20 protein-coding genes are annotated in these 19,780 nt (G+C 61.3%); 12 read left to right on the plus strand and 8 right to left on the minus strand.

Annotated elements, in window-relative coordinates:
* Positions 1-95 precede the first annotated feature (95 nt).
* Positions 96-887: an SDR family NAD(P)-dependent oxidoreductase gene (locus A0W34_RS05800; protein WP_063314916.1), complete on the plus strand. Its 792-nt coding sequence runs from the start codon at positions 96-98 to the stop codon at positions 885-887.
* Between the two features lie 50 nt (positions 888-937).
* On the opposite strand, the gene A0W34_RS05805 is transcribed toward A0W34_RS05800, so the two are convergent.
* Positions 938-2,293: a DUF1254 domain-containing protein gene (locus A0W34_RS05805; protein WP_063314915.1), complete on the minus strand. Its 1,356-nt coding sequence runs from the start codon at positions 2,291-2,293 to the stop codon at positions 938-940.
* A gap of 101 nt (positions 2,294-2,394) precedes the next feature.
* On the opposite strand from A0W34_RS05805, the gene A0W34_RS05810 reads away from it, so the two are divergent.
* From A0W34_RS05810 to A0W34_RS05820, 4 genes are all read left to right on the plus strand, one after another.
* Positions 2,395-2,796 carry a nuclear transport factor 2 family protein gene (locus tag A0W34_RS05810; RefSeq protein ID WP_007734703.1) on the plus strand — a complete coding sequence of 134 codons (402 nt, stop codon included), beginning with the start codon at positions 2,395-2,397 and terminating at the stop codon, positions 2,794-2,796.
* A gap of 164 nt (positions 2,797-2,960) precedes the next feature.
* On the plus strand, positions 2,961-3,116 hold the full coding sequence (locus A0W34_RS33135) for a DUF6131 family protein (protein ID WP_003945564.1): 156 nt from the start codon (positions 2,961-2,963) through the stop codon (positions 3,114-3,116).
* 135 nt (positions 3,117-3,251) lie between these two features.
* Positions 3,252-3,728 carry a hypothetical protein gene (locus A0W34_RS05815; RefSeq protein ID WP_003945539.1) on the plus strand — a complete coding sequence of 159 codons (477 nt, stop codon included), beginning with the start codon at positions 3,252-3,254 and terminating at the stop codon, positions 3,726-3,728.
* Positions 3,729-3,792: 64 nt separating this feature from the next.
* Positions 3,793-4,950, plus strand: a complete 1,158-nt coding sequence (locus A0W34_RS05820; RefSeq protein ID WP_081557460.1) for an AI-2E family transporter — start codon at positions 3,793-3,795, stop codon at positions 4,948-4,950.
* Between the two features lie 7 nt (positions 4,951-4,957).
* On the opposite strand, the gene A0W34_RS05825 is transcribed toward A0W34_RS05820, so the two are convergent.
* Positions 4,958-5,173 (minus strand): hypothetical protein, encoded by a 216-nt coding sequence (locus A0W34_RS05825; protein ID WP_003945874.1) that lies wholly within the window; start codon positions 5,171-5,173, stop codon positions 4,958-4,960.
* A gap of 71 nt (positions 5,174-5,244) precedes the next feature.
* Between A0W34_RS05825 and A0W34_RS05830 the strand changes: the two genes are divergently transcribed.
* Both A0W34_RS05830 and A0W34_RS05835 read left to right on the plus strand, forming a co-directional pair.
* Positions 5,245-5,766, plus strand: a complete 522-nt coding sequence (locus tag A0W34_RS05830; protein ID WP_156511690.1) for a hypothetical protein — start codon at positions 5,245-5,247, stop codon at positions 5,764-5,766.
* Between the two features lie 191 nt (positions 5,767-5,957).
* Positions 5,958-6,749, plus strand: a complete 792-nt coding sequence (locus A0W34_RS05835; RefSeq protein ID WP_081557461.1) for a CPBP family intramembrane glutamic endopeptidase — start codon at positions 5,958-5,960, stop codon at positions 6,747-6,749.
* Between the two features lie 332 nt (positions 6,750-7,081).
* On the opposite strand, the gene A0W34_RS05840 is transcribed toward A0W34_RS05835, so the two are convergent.
* Entirely contained in the window at positions 7,082-9,550 is a 2,469-nt protein-coding gene (locus A0W34_RS05840; RefSeq protein ID WP_332316121.1) for an RCC1 domain-containing protein, read from the minus strand.
* Positions 9,551-10,968: 1,418 nt separating this feature from the next.
* On the opposite strand from A0W34_RS05840, the gene A0W34_RS05845 reads away from it, so the two are divergent.
* Entirely contained in the window at positions 10,969-11,238 is a 270-nt protein-coding gene (locus A0W34_RS05845; protein WP_007734706.1) for a DUF4235 domain-containing protein, read from the plus strand.
* 22 nt (positions 11,239-11,260) lie between these two features.
* Here the strand turns inward: A0W34_RS05845 and A0W34_RS05850 are convergent, their stop codons facing one another.
* The gene (locus A0W34_RS05850) at positions 11,261-11,668 is read right to left on the minus strand and encodes a RidA family protein (protein WP_047269303.1); all 408 of its coding nucleotides are present in this window, start codon (positions 11,666-11,668) and stop codon (positions 11,261-11,263) included.
* Positions 11,669-11,779: 111 nt separating this feature from the next.
* On the opposite strand from A0W34_RS05850, the gene A0W34_RS05855 reads away from it, so the two are divergent.
* Positions 11,780-11,995 carry a BldC family transcriptional regulator gene (locus A0W34_RS05855; protein ID WP_003945782.1) on the plus strand — a complete coding sequence of 72 codons (216 nt, stop codon included), beginning with the start codon at positions 11,780-11,782 and terminating at the stop codon, positions 11,993-11,995.
* 72 nt (positions 11,996-12,067) lie between these two features.
* Here A0W34_RS05855 and A0W34_RS05860 read toward each other — a convergent pair whose 3' ends face one another.
* From A0W34_RS05860 to A0W34_RS05870, 3 genes are read right to left on the minus strand one after another with little or no spacing between them, the layout of a single operon-like run.
* Complete coding sequence (locus tag A0W34_RS05860) at positions 12,068-13,267, minus strand: acetyl-CoA C-acetyltransferase (RefSeq protein WP_065456052.1); 1,200 nt, start codon at positions 13,265-13,267, stop codon at positions 12,068-12,070.
* The gene (locus A0W34_RS05865) at positions 13,264-13,926 is read right to left on the minus strand and encodes a 3-oxoacid CoA-transferase subunit B (protein WP_075832417.1); all 663 of its coding nucleotides are present in this window, start codon (positions 13,924-13,926) and stop codon (positions 13,264-13,266) included. Before A0W34_RS05865 ends, A0W34_RS05860 begins: the two co-directional genes overlap by 4 nt.
* Positions 13,923-14,690 (minus strand): CoA transferase subunit A, encoded by a 768-nt coding sequence (locus A0W34_RS05870; RefSeq protein WP_172403426.1) that lies wholly within the window; start codon positions 14,688-14,690, stop codon positions 13,923-13,925. Before A0W34_RS05870 ends, A0W34_RS05865 begins: the two co-directional genes overlap by 4 nt.
* Positions 14,691-14,857: 167 nt before the next feature.
* Here A0W34_RS05870 and A0W34_RS05875 point away from each other — a divergent pair, with 167 nt between their 5' ends.
* Positions 14,858-15,637, plus strand: coding sequence for an IclR family transcriptional regulator (locus tag A0W34_RS05875; protein ID WP_081557463.1), 780 nt, complete (start codon positions 14,858-14,860; stop codon positions 15,635-15,637).
* A 17-nt stretch (positions 15,638-15,654) separates the two neighbouring features.
* On the opposite strand, the gene A0W34_RS05880 is transcribed toward A0W34_RS05875, so the two are convergent.
* A complete protein-coding gene (locus A0W34_RS05880; RefSeq protein WP_064689456.1) occupies positions 15,655-16,236 on the minus strand; it encodes a helix-turn-helix domain-containing protein in 582 nt (193 codons plus the stop codon).
* Between the two features lie 112 nt (positions 16,237-16,348).
* Between A0W34_RS05880 and A0W34_RS05885 the strand changes: the two genes are divergently transcribed.
* Together A0W34_RS05885 and A0W34_RS05890 are read left to right on the plus strand one after the other, a co-directional pair.
* Complete coding sequence (locus A0W34_RS05885; protein WP_064075790.1) at positions 16,349-17,752, plus strand: MFS transporter; 1,404 nt, start codon at positions 16,349-16,351, stop codon at positions 17,750-17,752.
* A 109-nt stretch (positions 17,753-17,861) separates the two neighbouring features.
* Positions 17,862-19,769 carry an alkyl/aryl-sulfatase gene (locus A0W34_RS05890; protein WP_081557464.1) on the plus strand — a complete coding sequence of 636 codons (1,908 nt, stop codon included), beginning with the start codon at positions 17,862-17,864 and terminating at the stop codon, positions 19,767-19,769.
* The last annotated feature ends 11 nt before the right edge of the window (positions 19,770-19,780 follow it).

The raw sequence follows: 19,780 nt of genomic DNA on the forward strand, positions 1-19,780 counted from the left end.
TCCCGTACCTGAAGTTTCTCGCGGGTGAGTTGTGAGTGTCGGCGCCACCGAGCCTGGACTACCAGCCAACTCGTTTTCGTGAAAGGTACACAGCAATGAATCGTTTCGAAGGTCGTCGTATTCTCGTCACCGGCGCAGGATCTGGAATCGGGCAGGCCACCGCGCTGCGGTTGCTCGCCGAAGGTGGCCGCGTGGTCGCTGCAGACATCTCCGAGCAGGGTTTGGCGAACACCCGGAAATCGGCAGAACATGCTTCGACGGAGGATCGCCTCGACACCGTCGTCGTCGATATCGGTGACGAGGGTTCCGTCATCAAGGTTGTGGGTCAGGCGATTTCGTCTCTCGGGGGATTGGACGTACTGGTCAACGCCGCCGGGATACTGCGTGGTGGGCACACCCACGAGACCTCGCTGGACCTGTGGAATCAGGTGCTCTCCGTGAATTTGACGGGCACTTTCCTCGTCACGCGCCAGGCACTGCCGGCTCTCCTTGCCACCGGCAACGCAGTCGTGGTGAATTTCAGTTCCACCTCCGCTGCCTTCGCGCACCCGTACATGGCCGCGTATGCCGCAAGTAAGGGAGGAATCCAGTCCTTCACTCACGCACTGGCTCTCGAATACGGCAAGCAGGGTCTGCGTGCCGTCGCGGTGGCTCCGGGCAGTGTGAAGAGCGGGATCACCGATACTACGGCGTCGTACTTGCCGGAAGACACCGACTGGTCGCTCTTCGGCAAGTTGTCACCGATTCTGAGCACTGATCTGGAGTCCGGTGGTGCCCCCATGGCCGGGCCGGAAAGTGTTGCGGGAGTTATCGCGATGTTGGCATCCGACGATGGTGCCTTCATCACGGGCACGGAGATCCGGATCGACGGCGGCACGCACGCCTGATTCTGCGTCCGTCTGACGGCCCGCACAGGCAGGCCGTCAGACGCGAGCCGTCATTCTTGCGAGCGAGTGATGGCGGGGACGACGTAGGACTGATCGAGCACGGCGGGCGAAGGTTCGTACATTCTCAGTACCGGTCGGAAATCCCCGCGCGGTGCGGGCAGCCAGTTTGCCTTCGCCGTGGGATCTTTCGGCTCCTCGTGGCTGATCGTGATCGTCAACGCACCGTCGGCGTCGTGGACGATTCCTGGAGTGCGGTCGCCGATCGAGTATCGGTCGACGGGGTTCGCCACGAGGAAGAAGTCCGGCACCGAGTACATCGTCAGCGACCAGAAGGCGCTCACCGGCGGAGTGGGGTCGAGTCTTATTGTGTAGGTCTGGTTTCCGTTCAACTGCTCGCCCTGATCGTCGACGTAGGTCATGATGTACGCCGCTTCGTAAGGGTGGTTGCCCCACAGCCCGCCCTTGGCAGCCGCGGCGCGTTCGACGATGCGCAACTTGGGATCGGCGATCTTGAATTGTGGATCGTCGATTGTGCCGACCTCGAAGTAGTCGAGGTTGTAGTCGAAGGCGTGGAATGTGAGCTTCCATCCGTTGACTTCGGGGCTGGAGCCTTTCGTGAGGGCCTCGAGCAGGTTCTTCTCACCGATCGTCAATCCGTCAGCCAACGCGGCTGCCTCGTCGGCAGAGAGTGAAGCGGCAGAGTGTGAGCTATAGGGAGAGGCCCCGGGCTCGTCGATTCCGATCGGGGAGAAGGAATCCTGGAGTTCTCGATCGCGTGGGGCCGGCGGAAACGCCTGTGACCAGATGCGGAGTTTCTCGAGGAACAGGAGGTCCTGGCTTACCCCGGGTTCGGGCACTGGGAGACCCGCCGAGTTTCCGGTGGAGTCGACGACGGTCAGTGTGGTGGCGTCCTGCAAGGCGTGCACCGCAGGGAGGTCGTCGTCGCCACCGCATGCCCACCGGCCCACGATCGACGCAATGTTCGTGGGAAATCTGATCACCGTGGTCTGGTCCGCCGGGGTTCCCGTCCAGGTGGGTGGGACGAGAAGGAAGTCTCCGCTCTTCGTGCCGGTGGCCCGATGCCCGACGTAAGCGAAATTGTTTGTCCAGGCGTCCACGAACTGGAGGACGTAGTAACGGCCATCGGTATCGGGGACGTGCAGCGCAACGGGGCCGACAGAGAGATCGATCTGCGCCATGGAATACAGGGTGTCGTTGTTGATCGTGACGAAAGTGTCTGCCGGCCCGGCCAGTGTGCGGGCGTGGCTGAAGGTGTTGAAAGGTGCGGCGGGGTTCGCTCCGACACCGTTGTGAACATACCGATGGACCTGGTCGAGATTGAAAACGAGGGGAAATCCGTAGATATACGCCTGAGCTGCAAGCTCGGTGCGACTGGTGTCTGTCATCTCTGCCCTCTCGTCGTGCACGTCGGTTCGAAGTCCACCCTGCGGGAACCCTGCCGTCGAGGCATCACCCGCCGAGGGTGACGACGGTAGAGGGAGAAGACATGTCGGATCAGGAGAGTGCGGCATTGGTCGCTGTCGCAGACGAGTGGAACGTCGCGATGTGCTCGAACGACGCCGAACGGATCGGCGATTTCATGGCAGACGACTGGGTGATCGTCTCGGAATCCGGAGTGTCGACCAAAGCGGAGTTCCTGGGCTTCGTGGCCTCGGGCGACTTGACTCATTCGGCGATGGACCGCGTCGGGAGCGCTCGCGTGCGTTTCTTCGGTGACGTCGCACTGTTCACTACGCGGATCGTCAATACCGCGCACTACGGCGGCAGACAATACGACGCCGACGAGTGGACCACCGACGTGTTCGCGCGGCGAGACGGTCGTTGGTGCTGCGTGTTGAGCCACATCACGCCGGCGGTCGAGGCGAAGATCGAGGACGTGGAACTGTGACGTAGAGATAAGAGAAAGGCTGATGTTTTAACGGTGACACTATTGGGTAGTAATACGAGTTTCGCATTTATGAATGTATTTATCGGATTTATCGATTGTGAAGTTTCTGTAGTAGCGTCAGTTGAGTAGATCATTTTGATACGCATACCGGATGAGGTTCTCACATGATTGTTCTCGGCATTATTCTGGCGTTGATCGGCTTTTTCACGGGGTTGAGCATTCTGACCACCGTCGGCATCATCTTGGTCGTCGTAGGTGCAGTTTTGTCCATCCTCGGTGCTACCGGGCGCGCAGTGGGCGGACGAAAAGTCTGGTATTGATCAATACTGCGCGAGTAGCTGAGAAGGCGGTACCCGATCTCTTCGGAGATCGGGTACCGCTTTTTGTGCTCCAACTGGTTTTCGGTCTCTCTACCCCAAATTATCGATCTGAGCGGCATCGGGTAAACATGAAGGATGCTTTCTCGAGACCATGACGAAGAGAAATCTGCCGAGCGATTCAGATTCCCTCGCAGATGGAATCAGGTTGACGAATCGCGCCGCGGTTTGGTGTTGGCGTGGGTGGCCTTCACGTTGACGTTCGGCGGAGCACGTCTGGTGACGTGGTTGATCCAGATCGACACCAGAGACGTCGGCGACATCAGCGCCGGTGGCACTCATCTGCATCACTATTTATGGGGAATTCTGCTGTTGGCCGGGGTGGCGATCTTCGGACTCGTAGACCGAAGCCCTCGCGCAAGAACATGGATGGGCATCGCGTTGGGCATCGCACTCGGGCTCATCGTCGACGAGGCTGCGTTACTGATCACTCTCGACGACGTCTACTGGCAGAGCGACGGTTGGCCCAGCATCGCCATCGCTGTGTCGATCATCGGAGTGGTAGGAACCGGTCTCGCGCTGACCCGAAGCGGAGCGGAGAAGCCTCGAGGTTGATCCGGCCACGGCACGGGTACTCACTCCCGTGCCGGGAAGTCGCGCGGATCGTGAGGTGGCTTGAATGGATCCCAGTTCCGCGGACACCTCACCGGACTCCGACAGTGAAGTCAAAGCGGCAGATCCGATGGCGGAAGCCGAACGTGAAGCCGCAGCATTGGCGACTCCCGTCCGGCCGCTGGGCGAACCGGGGCCGAGATTCGATCGTCGTTCACCGTTCTTCATCGGTCTGAGCGCGGCGGCCGGTGTTGCCGTGACGTACGCGGTGATCGAAGTGCTCCTGGCGGCGCGAGGCATGCTGATCCTGATCGTGGTCGCGCTGTTTCTCGCGGTGGGCATCGAACCGATGATCGTCTGGCTGGAGCGGAGACATTTCCGACGCTGGATCGCAGTCACTGTGGTACTCCTCGGAATTGCAGTGATGTTGGCGCTGTTTCTGGTTGCTGCGATCACCCCGCTGGTCGAGCAGGGACGTCAGTTCGCATCACACGCTCCCGAACTTCTGACACACATTCGTCACCGGTATCCGATCGTCAGCGACCTCGACGAGAAGTATCACCTCGAGGAGCACCTCACCACCCAACTGGACGGTTCGGGGTCTGCGCTCGCGACGGGTTTGCTCGGAGCGGGGCGGGCGGTGTTCAGCGCAGTCGCCGACGCTGGAATCGTTGCTGTACTGACGACGTACTTCTTGATCGACTACCCACGAATCCGCACGAATCTGTATCGGCTGGTGCCACATTCGCGGCGGCCACGAGCAATCGCCATCGGTGATCAGATACTGGCAGGTGTGGGTGGGTACGTCCTCGGCAATGTTCTGATCTCCGTGATCACCGCAGTGTGCACCTTCGCGTGGTTGTTGATCTTCGACGTGCCGTATCCGTTGATCCTGGCGCTGCTGGTCGCTCTGCTCGATCTGATCCCGATAGTCGGTTCCACGATCGCAGGGGTTGTCGTCGCCCTGGTCTCCCTGACAGTCTCTGTCCCAACGGCATTGGCGACAGTTGCGTTCTTCATTGCGTTACGTCTGCTCGAGGACTACCTGCTCGTTCCGAAGATCATCGGGAAGACGGTGGCGGTCCCGGCACTGGTGACCGTTGTCGCGGTTCTGTTGGGTGGAGCGTTGCTCGGTATTGTCGGTGCGTTGCTGGCGATTCCGGTCGCTGCGGCCTTGCTGCTGCTTGCAAGGGAGACGCTCTTTCCGCGCCTCGACGCTTCTTGACCGGCTTCTATCGGACGCTTCGCGCGCGACGCCGAGAACCAGGATTCGGCTTGGGACACATCCGAGTCGGGATGGTTTCTCCCTCGGCGGTGATACGGAATACCGAGACTTTCTCGCTACAACCGTGATTCAGATCGACCGCGTATGCGATTGCGGCGCGATCCGAGACGAAATCTTCCATCACCGTTGTACCGTCCGGTAGTTCGATTCTGTAGTTTTCCATGACTTACACAACCTTCTTTCGCTAAGACGATCCTACCCGGCTCGAGAAGTGGCAAACCCGTGGAACACAACGTGCGACAGTCGTCTTCGTGCCTCACCGCCGACGGTGGCACCACGTTGACCGTGAAGGCGATTAAGGCGATCGACAGGCGGTCCACCGAACTTGACCTACTGGACGAGGCAGAAGAGTCACTGGTGACTGTGTATCTCCGGCCCGAAACGCTGCTGACCGTGGTCGGCCCACCCGAACACGTCCTTCGTACGTCGAATCCGGTGGTAGTCGACGGCACTGCAACCTTGCAGTCGCTGCTCTACGACTCCGACGCGGTTCACTTTCCGTTCAGCGAAGCGAATCGGACTGAAATAGTCAACATTGCGAATGCCTCGGTGCGGTCGGATTCGGACTACGACAAACAAATGAGGATCGACCAGGATGAAATGTCGCTGCTCGTGAACGGACTCCTTGTGAGGAACGCCGATCACTTGCGGGCCCGAGTTGCCGGGGTCACCACCAGAGAAGGCGGCTTTGTCGTGTTTTATTTGACCGACTGCTCCCGAAATGAGGAGCAGAGGGTGGGGGGAGTGGCCCGTTGACCTCAACGATCCTCACGCGGTTGCTCGGTCCGCATTGCACATGTTCAGTTTGTGTTCGATCTGACCTGGCTCAGTAGGCCTCGATAGCTCGATCGGGGCCTAATTCGACTCCGCGTCCACTGAGCACTCCACCCGTTTCGGTGCTGGCGTGTTGCTTCCGCAATCACGAGGAGTGCTGGTCGAATGTCGGTATGACACGAACGCCAGCATCGGCACCTGCGATTCCCTTCCGCCTCGGTCCGGTCCGAGTCGCGGCCTACGCGGCCTTCACGATGCTCGTGGTCGTCGTCGCTGCGTACTTAGTCTTTGAAGGCCTTACGCAACCGATCGCCCTACCGAAAGTCATAGCTGGTGCAACGTACGGAGCCATCATGGTTCCAGGAATCATGTTGCTGGTCAACTACTTTGAAAAGGCCGACCGTCGTACATCGATGCGTACTGTGTTGCTCTCGTCTGGATTCAGCTTCCCGCGGTCCATCTGGACCGCCCACCGTCCCGTCGAGCCGTTGCTGCTGGGCATTGTTGCTCCCGTCGTCCTCGTCTTCGTCTGGTTACGGGTCCTGGATCCTCTGTTGCGTTCTGCCACATCGATCACACCGGCGATCGTTTCCACCGACCGCATCAACTGGTACAGCGGCCTCCCCACAGGTCTGGTGATTGTGTCGATCGCATCTGGTGTGATCTGGGAAGAGGTCCTGTTCCGTGGCCCCGGACTGCTGCTTTGGCAACTCCGTGACAGTGTCGAGAGCCGGATCAGTAGACACGCGCTGACGGTCGTCTCGATCGTTGGCGGCGGTCTGCTCTCCACCGTCGCATTCGGCTACCACCACGGCAATCAAGGCGCCTGGAATGTGCTCCTCGGGTGCACCTTTGGTGCATTGTTCTACCCGCTGGCGCTGGCGACACGATCGCTGTGGCCGTCGATTATCGGGCATCTGGTGTGGAACCTCGATGCGTGGGGGATCGCGAACTGGCTCCACTGACGATGCCGATGAGGACAGAGGGCACCGCTACGGTTCCAACTATGGATCCGTCAACGATTCCGAACCTCCCCTGTCGCCACTTCGACTGTCGCACAGCTCTCGCTATCGCGGGAATGGGGCGGTGTCCCGAACAGCTATGCGGGACACCGCCCCGTTTCGTCGGTAAAAAGGGGCGCGGCCGGCTGACCGGGCAGCACTTACGCCACCGGCGGGAAACAGCGGGCGCACCCATTGCACGCGACGGTCGGCTATGTGCGGCGGGGCCAATCCAGAAAGGCCGCAGCCCTAACGTGCCACTCCGCGGTGAGGCTCCGACGGCGTGTTTTATTCCGTTAGGAGCCGAACACGCTGCTCCCAGAGGATCCTGAGCTTCCAGGCGACGGTGGGCCTGTCGTAATCGGCGGCTCCGGATCAGTCGGCGTTGGTGAAGTGAGATCAATTTCGCTGATCACGATGACGTCACCGGACTCATCGGGGGCGGTCGCCGAGATACGAATCGGCACGATGAAGCGTTGGCCATCGCTATTGGTGGCGATGAGGTGATGATCGCCATCTACGAGCGATGCGGGGACGGTGAACTCGAATGCTGCTAGCCCGTTGCTGTCAGCGACGACGGTACCGATCTCGACTGGGTCCGATTCGATGGTCAGGTTGTACGCCATACCCGCGACTCCGGTCAAAACGCCCGTCGCCTGGCTGCCCGGCTTGAGTTCCAGCCATTCCCATCCGCCGAAGGCGTCGAAGGTGCCGCGCGGGACCACGTATCCCAGTTTCCGGACGATCTCTGTGGCTCCGCATGTCGTTGTGGTCAAGCGGAGAACGCCTATACCGCGGACCGTGCAGTTCATTGATGTCGTTTGATATGTGGTGTGCTGGTTGTACCCGATTTCGGCTGCGTTAGCTGCCCCAAGAGGACTGAGAACCCCACCTCCCCCGACCACGACCAACGTGGTGCCTAGAAGCAGGTTGTCGGAGGCGTCGCACACAAGGTCGAGGCTGGCGCAGATCGAGGTGAATCTCGATTTGTTGTTCCCATTGTTGATCCAGCTGTCGGTTTCAGGGTCGACGGCGGCTCCCGCGATCCGTCGTATCCCGAGCCCTTTGGTGTCGCTCAGTTCGTGAAGTTGTCCGCCGATCCGGCTGGGATTGCCGTAGTAGACGATTGAGACAACATTTTTGAAGTCGGTGGTGTTGCGCTCCCGTTGGACAGCTGCTGCGGCGGTATTGATTACGTCCGCGCCCTGCGAGTATCCAGCCAAGACAATTTTGGTGGATTTCCCGTTGCAGTTCTCATTGATCGTCGCGAGTTCATTGCGCAGGCTTTCGGCGCCTGCCCATAGAGATTCCAGGTATGCAAGGTCGTTGGCAGCGTAGTCTGGGACAGGTATTGCTGGGTAGACGATGCCGACGCCGCGTAGGTCGTTGGCTTTGCCCAGTCTTTGCAGAATCGATCGCAATGCGCTGTACTGGGCAGCGATAGGTTCGCCCATGCCGTTGTTGGTAGTACCGACTGGGTAGGTAGACGATGACGGAGTCACTCCTTGTGGTGCTTCGCTGGATCCCCGGACACCGAGATAGTTGATCGGTTTGCATGAACCGAAGAGGACTGTTGTCGGCGTGGATCGGTTGATGTCGGTTCCGTCTCCCAACTGCCTGTACTGGTTGCTTCCCCAGCATTTGATTTCGCCACCCGCCACCACCACGCACGAGTGTTGGGAGCCTGTCGACACTGCCTCAACACCGGCGATTCCAACCACGCTCACCGGTGCGGGTTGATGAGGAACGTCGGTGCCGGCTCCTAGTTGCCCGCTGCCGTTATCCCCCCAGCATTTGACGGCTCCGCCCGCCACCACCGCACACCCGTTGTATTCACTCACCGACACTGCTGTGGCAGTGGAGATTCCCACAATCACCGGTTTCGGTCGAATGTCGTCGATGCCGTCTGATAGGCGCCCTTCGACGTAGAGTCCCCAGCACTTGACGGTGCCACCTACCACCACCGCGCACGTTTTAACCCCTCCGGCCGCGAGTGCGGTGGCCCCGGAAATCCCCGCCACATCCACTGGTGTGGGGTGAAGAATTCCTATCCCCCCAGGATTCCCGTCTCCTAGTTGTCCTTCGTTGTTACGTCCCCAGCACTTGACGGCGCCCCCTGCCACCAGAGCACAGGTGTGGTAATTGCCACCAGACACGGCGGTGGCGCCGGAAATCCCCACCACGTCCACTGGTATTGGTCCTCCGGTGTGCAGAGCGCCGTCTCCTAGCTGCGCACTGTTGTTGTTTCCCCAGCATTTGACAGAGCCGCGTACCACCACCGCACACACGTGTTGCCAGCCGGCAGACACTGCAGTGGCGCCGGAAACCCCGACCACGCTCACGGGCGTGGGTATTCCCACTCCGTCGCTAGGGTCGTTTACCCCGTAGGTGTTGTCTCCCCAGCATTTGACAGATCCACCTGTCACTACGGCACACGTCTGATTCCCTCCTGCAGTGAGTGCGGTGGCGCCGGAAATCCCCACCACGTCCACCGGGGTCGATCGCGGGGTTATGCGGGTTCCGTCGCCTACCTGCCCCTTATCGTTGCTTCCCCAGCATTTGACGGTACCGCCCACCATCAACGCGCATGAGTGAGAGTGGCCGGCAACGACCACTTTGGCTTGTCTAAGTGGTTCAGTTGGTGCGGGATCAGCGATCGCACGACTTGCATCTGGAATTGTTGTTAATCCGAACGCGACGAGAACCGCGACGACTATCAGTAGAAGGCTCCGACTTCGGATGGATTCAAGCAACCTGGCACGCATCAAAGTATGTCCCTCGCTGGAAGTGTTGGTCACGTGGTCAGGTGCTCACGAAACAAGGAACTGCTGACGACACACCCGGATGGGACGGTATCTGTGGATTGCGGAATTTGGTATCGGTTGTTCAGATGACATTTATGGGCAGATGAGCTTTCCGAGACCGCCTGTAAGACCCGCAGAACAGCCGGTTAGCAAGTACTAGGCTCATCGCCGGGCCCAATCGTCGAGATGTCAAAGGCCGTGGAAGTCATCTAGGGCGGACGCTGTGACAAACACGCGAGAGCGGAGTAGATCCAGTGTCGCCGCAATGGATTGCCTCGGAGTTCTCGTTCGCTAGAAATCTGCTGGCGAAGGCGCTGAGGTGGCCGGTTAGCAATTGCAGGCACGCGAACTTCTCTGATTTGGCTGAATCGGCGCGATGGTGACTGCAAACAAAAAGCCGCACCCGGAACATCGCCGGGGGTGGGCTGTCGTTCCGGCGGCACCTGCAGCCACTCAGAGGTGAGGGTTCAGGCCGCGATCTCGCGGCAGTAGGGGCCACAGCGACGTGCCAATCAGCGCCCGCGCCGGCGATCCAATCGGCCGCGACAGCACCGTCGAAGGTCCGCGGCGACCTTCAGGGTTCGACACCTCGAGGATACCCTCAACGAGGACACGGGGACCGGAAGTGTGGAGTCGTCGGCGAACGCAACGAGCATGGCTCCCTTGCCCTCTGCGTTGTGTGCAACGCGGTCGAGGACATGTTGTTGTCGGTGATGTCGTCAGCGGCGTTCATCGTGTGCTCCTCGGCTCGGCGTTGCTGTTGGGAGACTCGCTCAGGCGAGGGATTCCGGTGTGCAGCACTGTCGAACAGTGCGACGGCCGGTCCCTACCCCATAGTTGTCTCTCCATCCGCCGGTGAACGGGGCATTTGGATAAGGGAGTCGTTGGTCCGCGGCGAAGGACAGGTTAAGGGCTCCAAGCAAGACACGCTGCACACGTATCGCGGAGGGACCGCGGCGGACACCGTATGTCGTGCACGATCACGGCGAACTCGAACGGATGGGCGGGCTGCACGTCATCGAGCGCGGTGGTCGTTATTCGCGGATTGGTGCATCGGTGTCGGTGTTACCCCGTTACCGGCAGACCGAGAGACGTTGATCGGGTTCGTGCGCGCGGATCCGGCAGCCTGTCGACGCAACGGGAACGACTGGCGGCTGTGTGGACGGCTCATTTGCACGTCCCAGCGCCTGCCAAGACCGATACGAGGGTCTTGAGGGGCGGTGGTCACGAGTGGCCTTCGGGCGAGGCCGCACGGGTGGTAGCTGCGCTGCCGTCAGCTGGATGACAGTCGGTGCAATGTTTCGACAACTCGCCTGCGGGGTAATGAGAGTCGGTCAGCCGCTCAGGCGGTACGTATCGAACCACGGAGGATCCGCGCAATGAGCGCAGTATCGAAAGCGATGTACAAGCCACTCTCACTGGCGACCAGCGTCCTGGGCGGCATCTTGGCCGGCGCTGTCTTCCAGCAGGTGTGGAAGCGCATCGGTGACGACAAGAATGCGCCCGAGCCCAAAGACTTGAGCAGGTCGAGCAAGGAAGTCCTGATCGCCGCAGCCCTGCAGGGAGCCATCTTCGCTGTTGTGCGAGCCGCAGTGGATCGTGCGGGGGCAAAGGGCTACCAGGCCCTTGCTCATGAAGATCCTCGGTAGGGACGCCCGGTTCGGTTCGAGTTCAGTCGACGACGGCCGCGATTGCCTCGATCTCGACCAGTTGATCGTCGTAACCGAGAACGGTCACACCCATCAGAGTGCTCGGGGCGTCGTGATCACCGAACGCGTCGCGGACTACCTCCCACGCCGCAACCAGGTCGGCTTGATTGCTCGACGCCACCAGGACGCGGGTGTTGATCACGTCGGTGATGGACGCGCCCGCGTCCGAGAGAGCTGTTCTCAGGTTGTCGACGGCCTTGGCTGCCTGTCCTGCGTAGTCACCGATGGCGGCAGTAGAGCCGTCCGCGTTCAGAGGACAGGATCCGGCCAGGAAGATCAGCCGTGCATCGGCGGGAGCCGTTGCTGCATAGGCATATTCAGCCACCGAAGAGAGTGACGTGGAACGGATCAGAGTTACCGACTTCGACATTATTTCCCCAAGGAATAGTAAAGTTTTGCAGCGAGTCTTTCACAGCACGCCAGGGGTTGCCAATTCATCGTCGGACCCATCCATTCAGTCGGCAGCTACGAATGACTGCCAATGAGCCGAGAAGAAGAGCACACAGCACCTGTCGACGAGTGGCTGACGACCAAACAGGTTGCAGCACTGTTCCACGTCGACAGGACCACGGTGTCCAGATGGGCGAGGGAGGGCAAAGTCGGCACTCTGAGAACGCTTGGCGGGCATCGGAGGTACCGGCGATCGGAGATCGAGACGTTGCTGCGTAACCGCTCGACGACGCTCGATCACCAATAACCTCCGGCACGAAACAGACAGGTCGCCGAGCATGATGAGGGCTCGGCGACCTGTCTGGTCAGCAGGAAGTAATTACGCCTTGGGGACGCGGACGATGAGTGCGTCGCCTTGTCCGCCGCCGCCGCAGAGTGCGGCTGCGCCGATGCCACCGCCGCGGCGTTGCAGTTCGAGGGCGAGGTGCAGGGCGATGCGGGCGCCGGACATGCCGAGGGGGTGGCCGACGGCGATGGCGCCGCCGTTGACGTTGACCTTGGCGGGGTCGAGGCCGAGTTCGCGGGTGGAGGCGATCCCGACGGCGGCGAATGCTTCGTTGATTTCGACGAGGTCGAGGTCGGTGGGGTCGATGCCTTCCTTCGCGCAGGCTTTGGCGATGGCCCGGGCGGGTTGGGACTGGAGGGTGGAGTCGGGTCCGGCGACGACGCCGTGGGCGCCGATTTCCGCGATCCAGGTCAGGCCGAGTTCTTCGGCTTTGGTTTTGCTCATCACGATCACGGCGGCGGCGCCGTCGGAGATCGGGGAGGCGGAGCCGGCGGTGATGGTGCCGTCCTTGCTGAACGCGGGACGCAGTTTGCCGAGGGATTCGGTGGTGGTGTCGGCGCGGATGCCTTCGTCCTGGGCGAAGACGATGGGCTCGCCCTTGCGTTGGGGGATGGAGACGGGGACGACTTCGTTGTCGAAGAGGCCGTCTTTCCAGGCGCGGGCCGCGTTCTGGTGTGAGGCGGCGGCGAAGGCGTCCTGCTCGGCGCGGGTGATGTGGGCGGTTTCTTGTTGGTTGACCTGTTCGGTGAGCAGGCCCATGGCCTGGTCGGTGAAGATGTCGTGGAGGCCGTCGTAGGCCATGTGGTCGCGGAGGGTGACGTCGCCGTATTTGAAGCCTTCGCGGCTTTTTTCGAGCATGTGGGGTGCGCGGGACATCGATTCCTGCCCGCCGGCGACGACGATGTCGAATTCGCCGGCGCGGATGAGTTGGTCGGCGAGGGCGATGGCGTCGATGCCGGAGAGGCACACTTTGTTGATGCTCAGGGCGGGGACGTTCATGGGGATGCCGGCGGCGACGGCGGCTTGGCGGGCGGGCATCTGGCCGGCGCCGGCGGTGAGGACCTGTCCCATGATGACGTAGTCGACCTGTTCGGGGGCGACTGAGGACTTGTCGAGGGCGCCTTTGATGGCGATGCCGCCGAGGTCGGACCCGGAGAGGTCTTTCAACGATCCGAGGAGTCGACCCATCGGGGTACGAGCTCCCGCAACAATCACAGTGGTCGTGTCGGTCATGCCAGTTCAACTTTCAGTTCGGTGCCGGTTGCGGCGACTACGTCTTCGACGCTGACATCGGGGGCGAGTTCACGCAGGACGAGTGGACCTTCTTCGCTCACGTCGATGACGGCGAGGTTGGTGATGATCCGATTCACCACGCCCTGGCCGGTGAGCGGCAGGGTGCAGGCGTCAACGATCTTGGGGTTGCCGTCGCGGTCGTTGTGCTCCATGACGACGATGACGCGTCGGGCTCCGTGGACCAGGTCCATCGCGCCGCCCATGCCCTTGACCATCTTCCCGGGGACCATCCAGTTTGCGAGGTCGCCCGTCTTCGACACCTGCATACCGCCGAGGACTGCGGTGTCGATGTGGCCGCCGCGGATCATCCCGAACGAGAGGGCCGAATCAAAATATGCTGCACCGGGATTGACGGTCACGGTCTCTTTGCCGGCGTTGATGAGGTCAGGATCGACGTGGTCCTCGGTGGGATACGGTCCGGTGCCGAGAATTCCGTTCTCCGAGTGCAGGACCACACGAACGTCCGAGCCCAGGTATCCGGGAATCAGTGTGGGAAGGCCGATTCCGAGATTGACGTACTCCCCGTCGATCATCTCTGCAGCCGCCCGCGCTGCCATCTGCTGGCGCGTCCAACCCGTCACTGTCACTGGTGCGGTCATCGTGAGGTTCCTTCCGAAGCGCTGACGGTTCGCTTTTCGATTCGCTTGTTCTGAGGGCCGGTGTGCACAATTCTCTGCACGAAGACTCCGGGCAGGTGCACCGATGCCGGGTCGATTTCACCGGGCTCGACCAGACGTTCCACCTGCGCGATGGTGACCCGTCCCGCCATCGCGGCGAGCGGGTTGAAGTTCATCGCGGTCTTGTCGAACACCAGGTTGCCGTCGGTGTCACCGAGAACGGCGTGCACGAGTGCGTAGTCGGCGTTGATCGCCTCTTCCATCACGTAACGCTTGGTTCCGAAGACGCGAGTCTCCTTCGGAGGCGATGCAATAGCGATCGAGCCGTCGGCGTCGTAGCGCCATGGCATTCCGCCGTCGGAGATGGGGCTACCCACTCCGGCCGGTGTGAAGAATGCGGGGATTCCGGTTCCGCCGGCGCGCAGACGCTCGGCGAGCGTGCCCTGCGGCGTCAGTTCCACTTCGAGTTCGCCGGCCAGGTACTGCCGGGCGAACTCCTTGTTCTCACCGACGTACGACGCGGTCACCCGTCGGATACGTCCGGCGCTCAGCAAGATTCCGAGACCGTGATCGTCGACGCCGCAGTTGTTGGAGAACACCTCGAGGTCGGTTGCACTCGTAGCTGCGATCGCGTCGATCAACACGTCGGGGATGCCGCACAAGCCGAATCCGCCGACGGCCAGCGTTGCGCCGTCGACGATGTCGGCGACCGCCTCCGCTGCGGACTCGTACACCTTTGCTGTCATGTTCTCTCCCTGCCAAGCGTTCATTGAGTAGACACTCACTCACTTCGATATCTAGTGAACTATCTCCAGTTCACAGGTTCAAGGAATCTCGAACATCAACCGAGAACTGATCGACTACTGATCGTCTGAAGGAATTTCGTTCATTGAATGGACGCTAGGATGGCTGCATGCCAACTCACGGGCAATCGCCGGCCATGGTCGCGCGGGTGGCTGCACTTCTGCGAGCCCTCGGCGCGTCCGAACCAACGGGCACTTCCACCACGGAATTGGGCAAGGTCACCGGCCTCGCTCGGCCCACTGCGCACCGACTGCTCACGTCCCTGGCTGCCGAAGGACTGGTCGACCGTGACGCACGAACCGGTCGATGGTCTCTCGGCCCGGAGTTGTACCTCCTGGGGGCGGCGGCCGGAAATCGGTACGACATCACCGACCGGGCTCGCGACGTCGTCGACGAACTTGCCCGGGTCACGGGGGAGAGCGCCTTCCTGTCGGCACGCCGAGGTGACGAGACCGTCTGCATCCTGAGTCAGGAAGGTAGTTTTCCACTGCGATCTCACGTGCTGCACGAGGGGAAGCGGTTCCCGTTGGGGGTCGCGTCGGCGGGGCTTGCCATCTTGAGCCATTTACCGACGCGGGACGTCGACGACTATTTCGCCCGGGTGAATCTGGATTCGGAATGGGGTGAGATCCACAGTGAGACATCGATCCGTGAGCGAATCGAGTCGACGCGTGTCACCGGGTACGCGGTCAATCCAGCCCTCATCGTCGAGGGAAGCTGGGGGATGGGTGCCGCGGTGTTCGATCGCAACGGTCGCCCGGCCTGGGCGCTGAGCCTGACCGGAGTGGAAACACGCTTCCGGCCCGCGCGTCATGCCGAGTTGGGAACGCGACTCCTCGAGTATGCTCATACGTTGTCGAACCGACTGAAAACACATGCAGTGAACTAGCTTTCGATAAACACGCTTTAGGCAGGAGCGTGCTTTACCTTCGTGCGCACGTGTGCCTTCTCGCCTTGCGGGCCGAACAGGTGCAAGATCTCCACCACCTGTTCATCGGCAGGCCCGAACCAATGGGGCTCGGCAGTGTCGAACTCCGCGACTTCCCCGGGGTGCAGGACAACCTCGTTCGCCCCCAGGATGAGACGCAGATCCCCGGCGAGGACGTAGAGCCATTCGTAGCCGGCGTGGGTGACGAGCTTCGGTGGACGCGGCCCGATCACCTGCTTGAAGACCTGCACTCGGCCGGGATAGCGCGTCAACGGAACGACGGCACTGCCGTTCTTGCGTCGGCTCGGGGTGAGATGGACCCGAGGATCGCCCGTAGCGGGGGCGCCGACGAGTTGGTCCAGCGCGACCCGGTGCGCTCGGGCAAGCGGCAACAGCAGATCGAGGGTGGGACGACGCTTACCCGATTCGAGGCGTGAGAGTGCGCTGACGGAGATGCCGGTGGCTTCGGACAGGCCCTCGAGGGTCAATCCGCGATCGCGTCGGAGCGTGCGCAGTCTCGGTCCGATATCGGTGATCAACTGCTCGAATTCAGCATCCATGCTGTCCATCTTTGCAGTTTCCGCAAAATTTCTACCGGCTTCGGACGCTGGAGAGCAACGATCCTTTCGACAGTCGAGTACGGCAGAGCACTTCGAGAGATGGAGTCCGACCATGAAACCTTCGAGCGGGATCGAACCGCAAGTGATCGGACTCGATGCAGGGCGGCGATGGGGCATCCTGGCGATCTGCTGCACGAGCCTGTTCGTCGTCGGGTTGGACACCACCATCGTCAACGTGGCCCTGCCGACGATCGGTGAGGGATTTCGCGTCGGAACCCGTGGTCTGGAATGGGTCGTCAACGCATACACACTCGTCCTGGCGAGCTTGCTGATCTCGTCCGGAGCAGTGGCCGATCGTTTCGGCAGGAGACGAGTCTTTCAGATCGGGCTCGTCGTCTTCGGGGTGGCGTCGATTGCCTGCGCGCTCGCTCCGTCCGTCGAGATGTTGATCGCGGCGCGGATCGTCCAAGGCGTCGGCGGGTCGATGCTCAGTCCGGTTGCCTTGGCGATCGTCGTCAACGTGATGACCGACCCGAAGGAGCGGGCCAAGGCAATCGGGGTGTGGGCCGCGGTCTTCGGCCTGAGTATGGCGGCAGGGCCGATCGTCGGCGGCGTGCTCATCGAAAGTTTCGGCTGGCGATCGGTTTTCTGGATCAACGTGCCGGTGATCTTGGCCGTGCTCGTCTTGACTGCTGTGTTTGTTCCGGAGTCCCGAGCGCAGCAGTCGCGACGACTCGATCTTCCCGGTCAGTTGCTACTGGTGATTCTTGTCGGCGGGGCGGTTGCCCTTCTGATCGAGGGTCCGCGAATCGGATGGTTCTCTGCCGCGGCGACGGCAGGGTATGTCGTTGTTGCTGCAGCGTTGGCCGCATTCATCCGCGTCGAATCACGCAAGCGCGAGCCACTGATGGATCTCGCACTCTTCCGCCGCAGACCGTTCTCGTCGGCTGTGGTCGGCGCTGTCGTGGTGTTCGTAGCGTTGAACGCGACGCTACTGCTCGGCACGTTCTACTTGCAGCACTCCCGCGGAATGAGTCCGGCACTGGCCGGCGCGATCACCCTTCCGATGGCTGTTGCGGCAACGGTCTGCGCGCCGTTGTCCGGAATACTCGTCGGACGCTTCGGCCCGCGGCGGCCGCTTCTCATTGCTGGTAGCTTCACGACACTCGGTGGGCTGTGCCTGGTCTCGCTCGACAACAATACGGCGATTCCGATGCTCTTGGCCGCTTACCTGTTCCTCGGTATCGGATTCGGGTTCTCGAATGCCCCGATCACCAACACCGCCGTCAACGGGTTGCCGAGATCGCAGGCGGGGCTTGCTGGTGGAATAACCTCCAGTGCACGCCAATTCGGTGCTGCTCTCGGTGTTGCGCTGGCCGGTGGCATTATCGGCGGCAGTGCATCGGTGGATGTCGCGCAGGCATCGAGGTCGGGATGGATCCTGGTTGCCGGATGTGGGATCGCGGTCCTGGTGATTGCACTCGCATCTCGGAATTCCGAGGAACTCCCCGGCTGATCACCTCGCGTGTTCGTGCGAGCTTCACCCTGCGCGGGTGATTCCAAGCGCGTGCCCAACCGATACAGATGATGGGGTATCAGATCGTCGTATCCGAGCGGGGAGTGCCATGTGCCAGACACCTAAGGACGCAACACCGGCCACAGTCACGGCGAATCGCGAGGCAGTCGCACGGTATGCCATGGACGACCGGCAGGATTTTGCCGACGCGGATCGAGGATTGATCGCTCCGTTGCCGGGCAAGGTTGTCGCCGATGACGGGCATACGGTCTTCGATCCCGATGCGATGGCATACCTCGGTGACGATGTTGCCGCGCCGGAGACAGTCAATCCGAGCCTGTGGCGTCAAGGACAACTGATGCGCCGAGGTGGTCTGTATCAGGTGACGGATCGCCTTTACCAGGTACGGAACAACGACCTGGCAAATTTGACGGTTGTCGAAGGTGGCGAGGGACTGATCGTCATCGACTGTATGGCGGGGGTCGAATCGGCGCGCCAGGGTATGAAGATGATTCGTGAGCACGTCAGCGACAAGCCAGTTTCGGCGATCATCTACACGCACACCCACATCGACCACTACGGCGGAGTCAAAGGGATCGTCGATCTGGACGACGTGACGTCCGGGCGAGTTCCGATCATCGCACCGGGCACGATCGCGTCGTTCGACAAGTTCGCGATCGGGGAAAACGTCGTCGCCGGAAATGCCATGGCGAGACGGTCCTTCTACGCCTTCGGTGGATTGCTCGATCTCGATGCCAAAGGGATGGTTACCTGCGGCATCGGCACGATCAGCACGAAAGGTCCACTTGTCTCGTATATTTCCCCCACTGACAGCATCACGGAGACCGGAACGAAGCGTGAGATAGCCGGTCTGGAATTCGAGTTCCTCTACGCGCCGGATACCGAGGCCCCGGAGGAAATGCACATCTGGATCCCCGAACTCGCCGCGCTGACCTGTGCGGAGAATGCCAATCATTCGCTCCACAACATCCAGACCTTAAGAGGTGCGCGCACTCGCGACGCTCGGAACTTCGCGCGGTATCTGGACGAGACTCTCGAGCGGTGGGGAGACGACGCGGCTGTTCACTACGGACCGCACACGTGGCCGGTGTGGGGTAACGAGAACCTGGTGCCGTTCATCGAATCGCAAAGGGACACTTACAAGTACATTCACGACCAGGCACTCCGTCTCGCGAACAAGGGGTACACGCCGCTCGAAGCTGCCGAGGTGATCGAACTACCGGACGAACTCGGGCGCAAGTGGTACAACCGCGGATATCACGGCACTCTGCACCACGACGTTCGCGCCGTGTACACCAAGGAACTGGGAATGTGGGACGGCGATCCGGTGTCGCTTCATCCTCATCCGCCGGTCGAATCGGCGAAGAGGTTCGTCGATCTCCTTGGCGCGCAGAAGATCCTGGACGAGGGTAAGCGGGCATTCGACGCCGCGGACTACCGATGGGCGGCAGAGATCCTGCACAAGTTGGTGTTCGCGCAACCGGAGAACGCCGAAGCGAGGAACCTGCAAGCCGACGTCTACGAGCAGATGGGCTATCAAGCCGAAGGGCCGCAGTGGCGTGGGATCTATCTCTCGGCCGCATTGGAACTACGCGAGGGCGCCCAGCCTGCCCCGTACGTCACGGCAAGTCAGGACAGTGTCCTCGCGATGCCCATCGACATCCTCTTCGACTTCGTTGCAATACATCTCATCGGCGACAAGGCCACCGACGCGGAACTGCGGATCGATTTCGTGTTCACCGATCGCGGCGACGAGGCATGGACTGCGTGGGTCAAGCGCGGTGTCCTCAATGCACGTAAGGGAGCGTCACCGAACACACAACTGACGGTCTCGGGCCCGAAAGCGGCACTCGTGGGAGCGCTTCTGCAACCGGGCGCGGCCGCCGAACTGGCCAAGGCCGGGAAGATTTCGCTCGACGGAGACGAATCAGCGCTCGAGACGCTGGGAGGGTTGCTCGATACCTTCGATCCCAGTTTCAATATCGTCACGCCGTAACGAAGGGATAG

Source organism: Rhodococcus sp. BH4 (assembly GCF_002079265.1).
GTDB classification, from domain to species: Bacteria; Actinomycetota; Actinomycetes; order Mycobacteriales; family Mycobacteriaceae; genus Rhodococcus_F; species Rhodococcus_F qingshengii.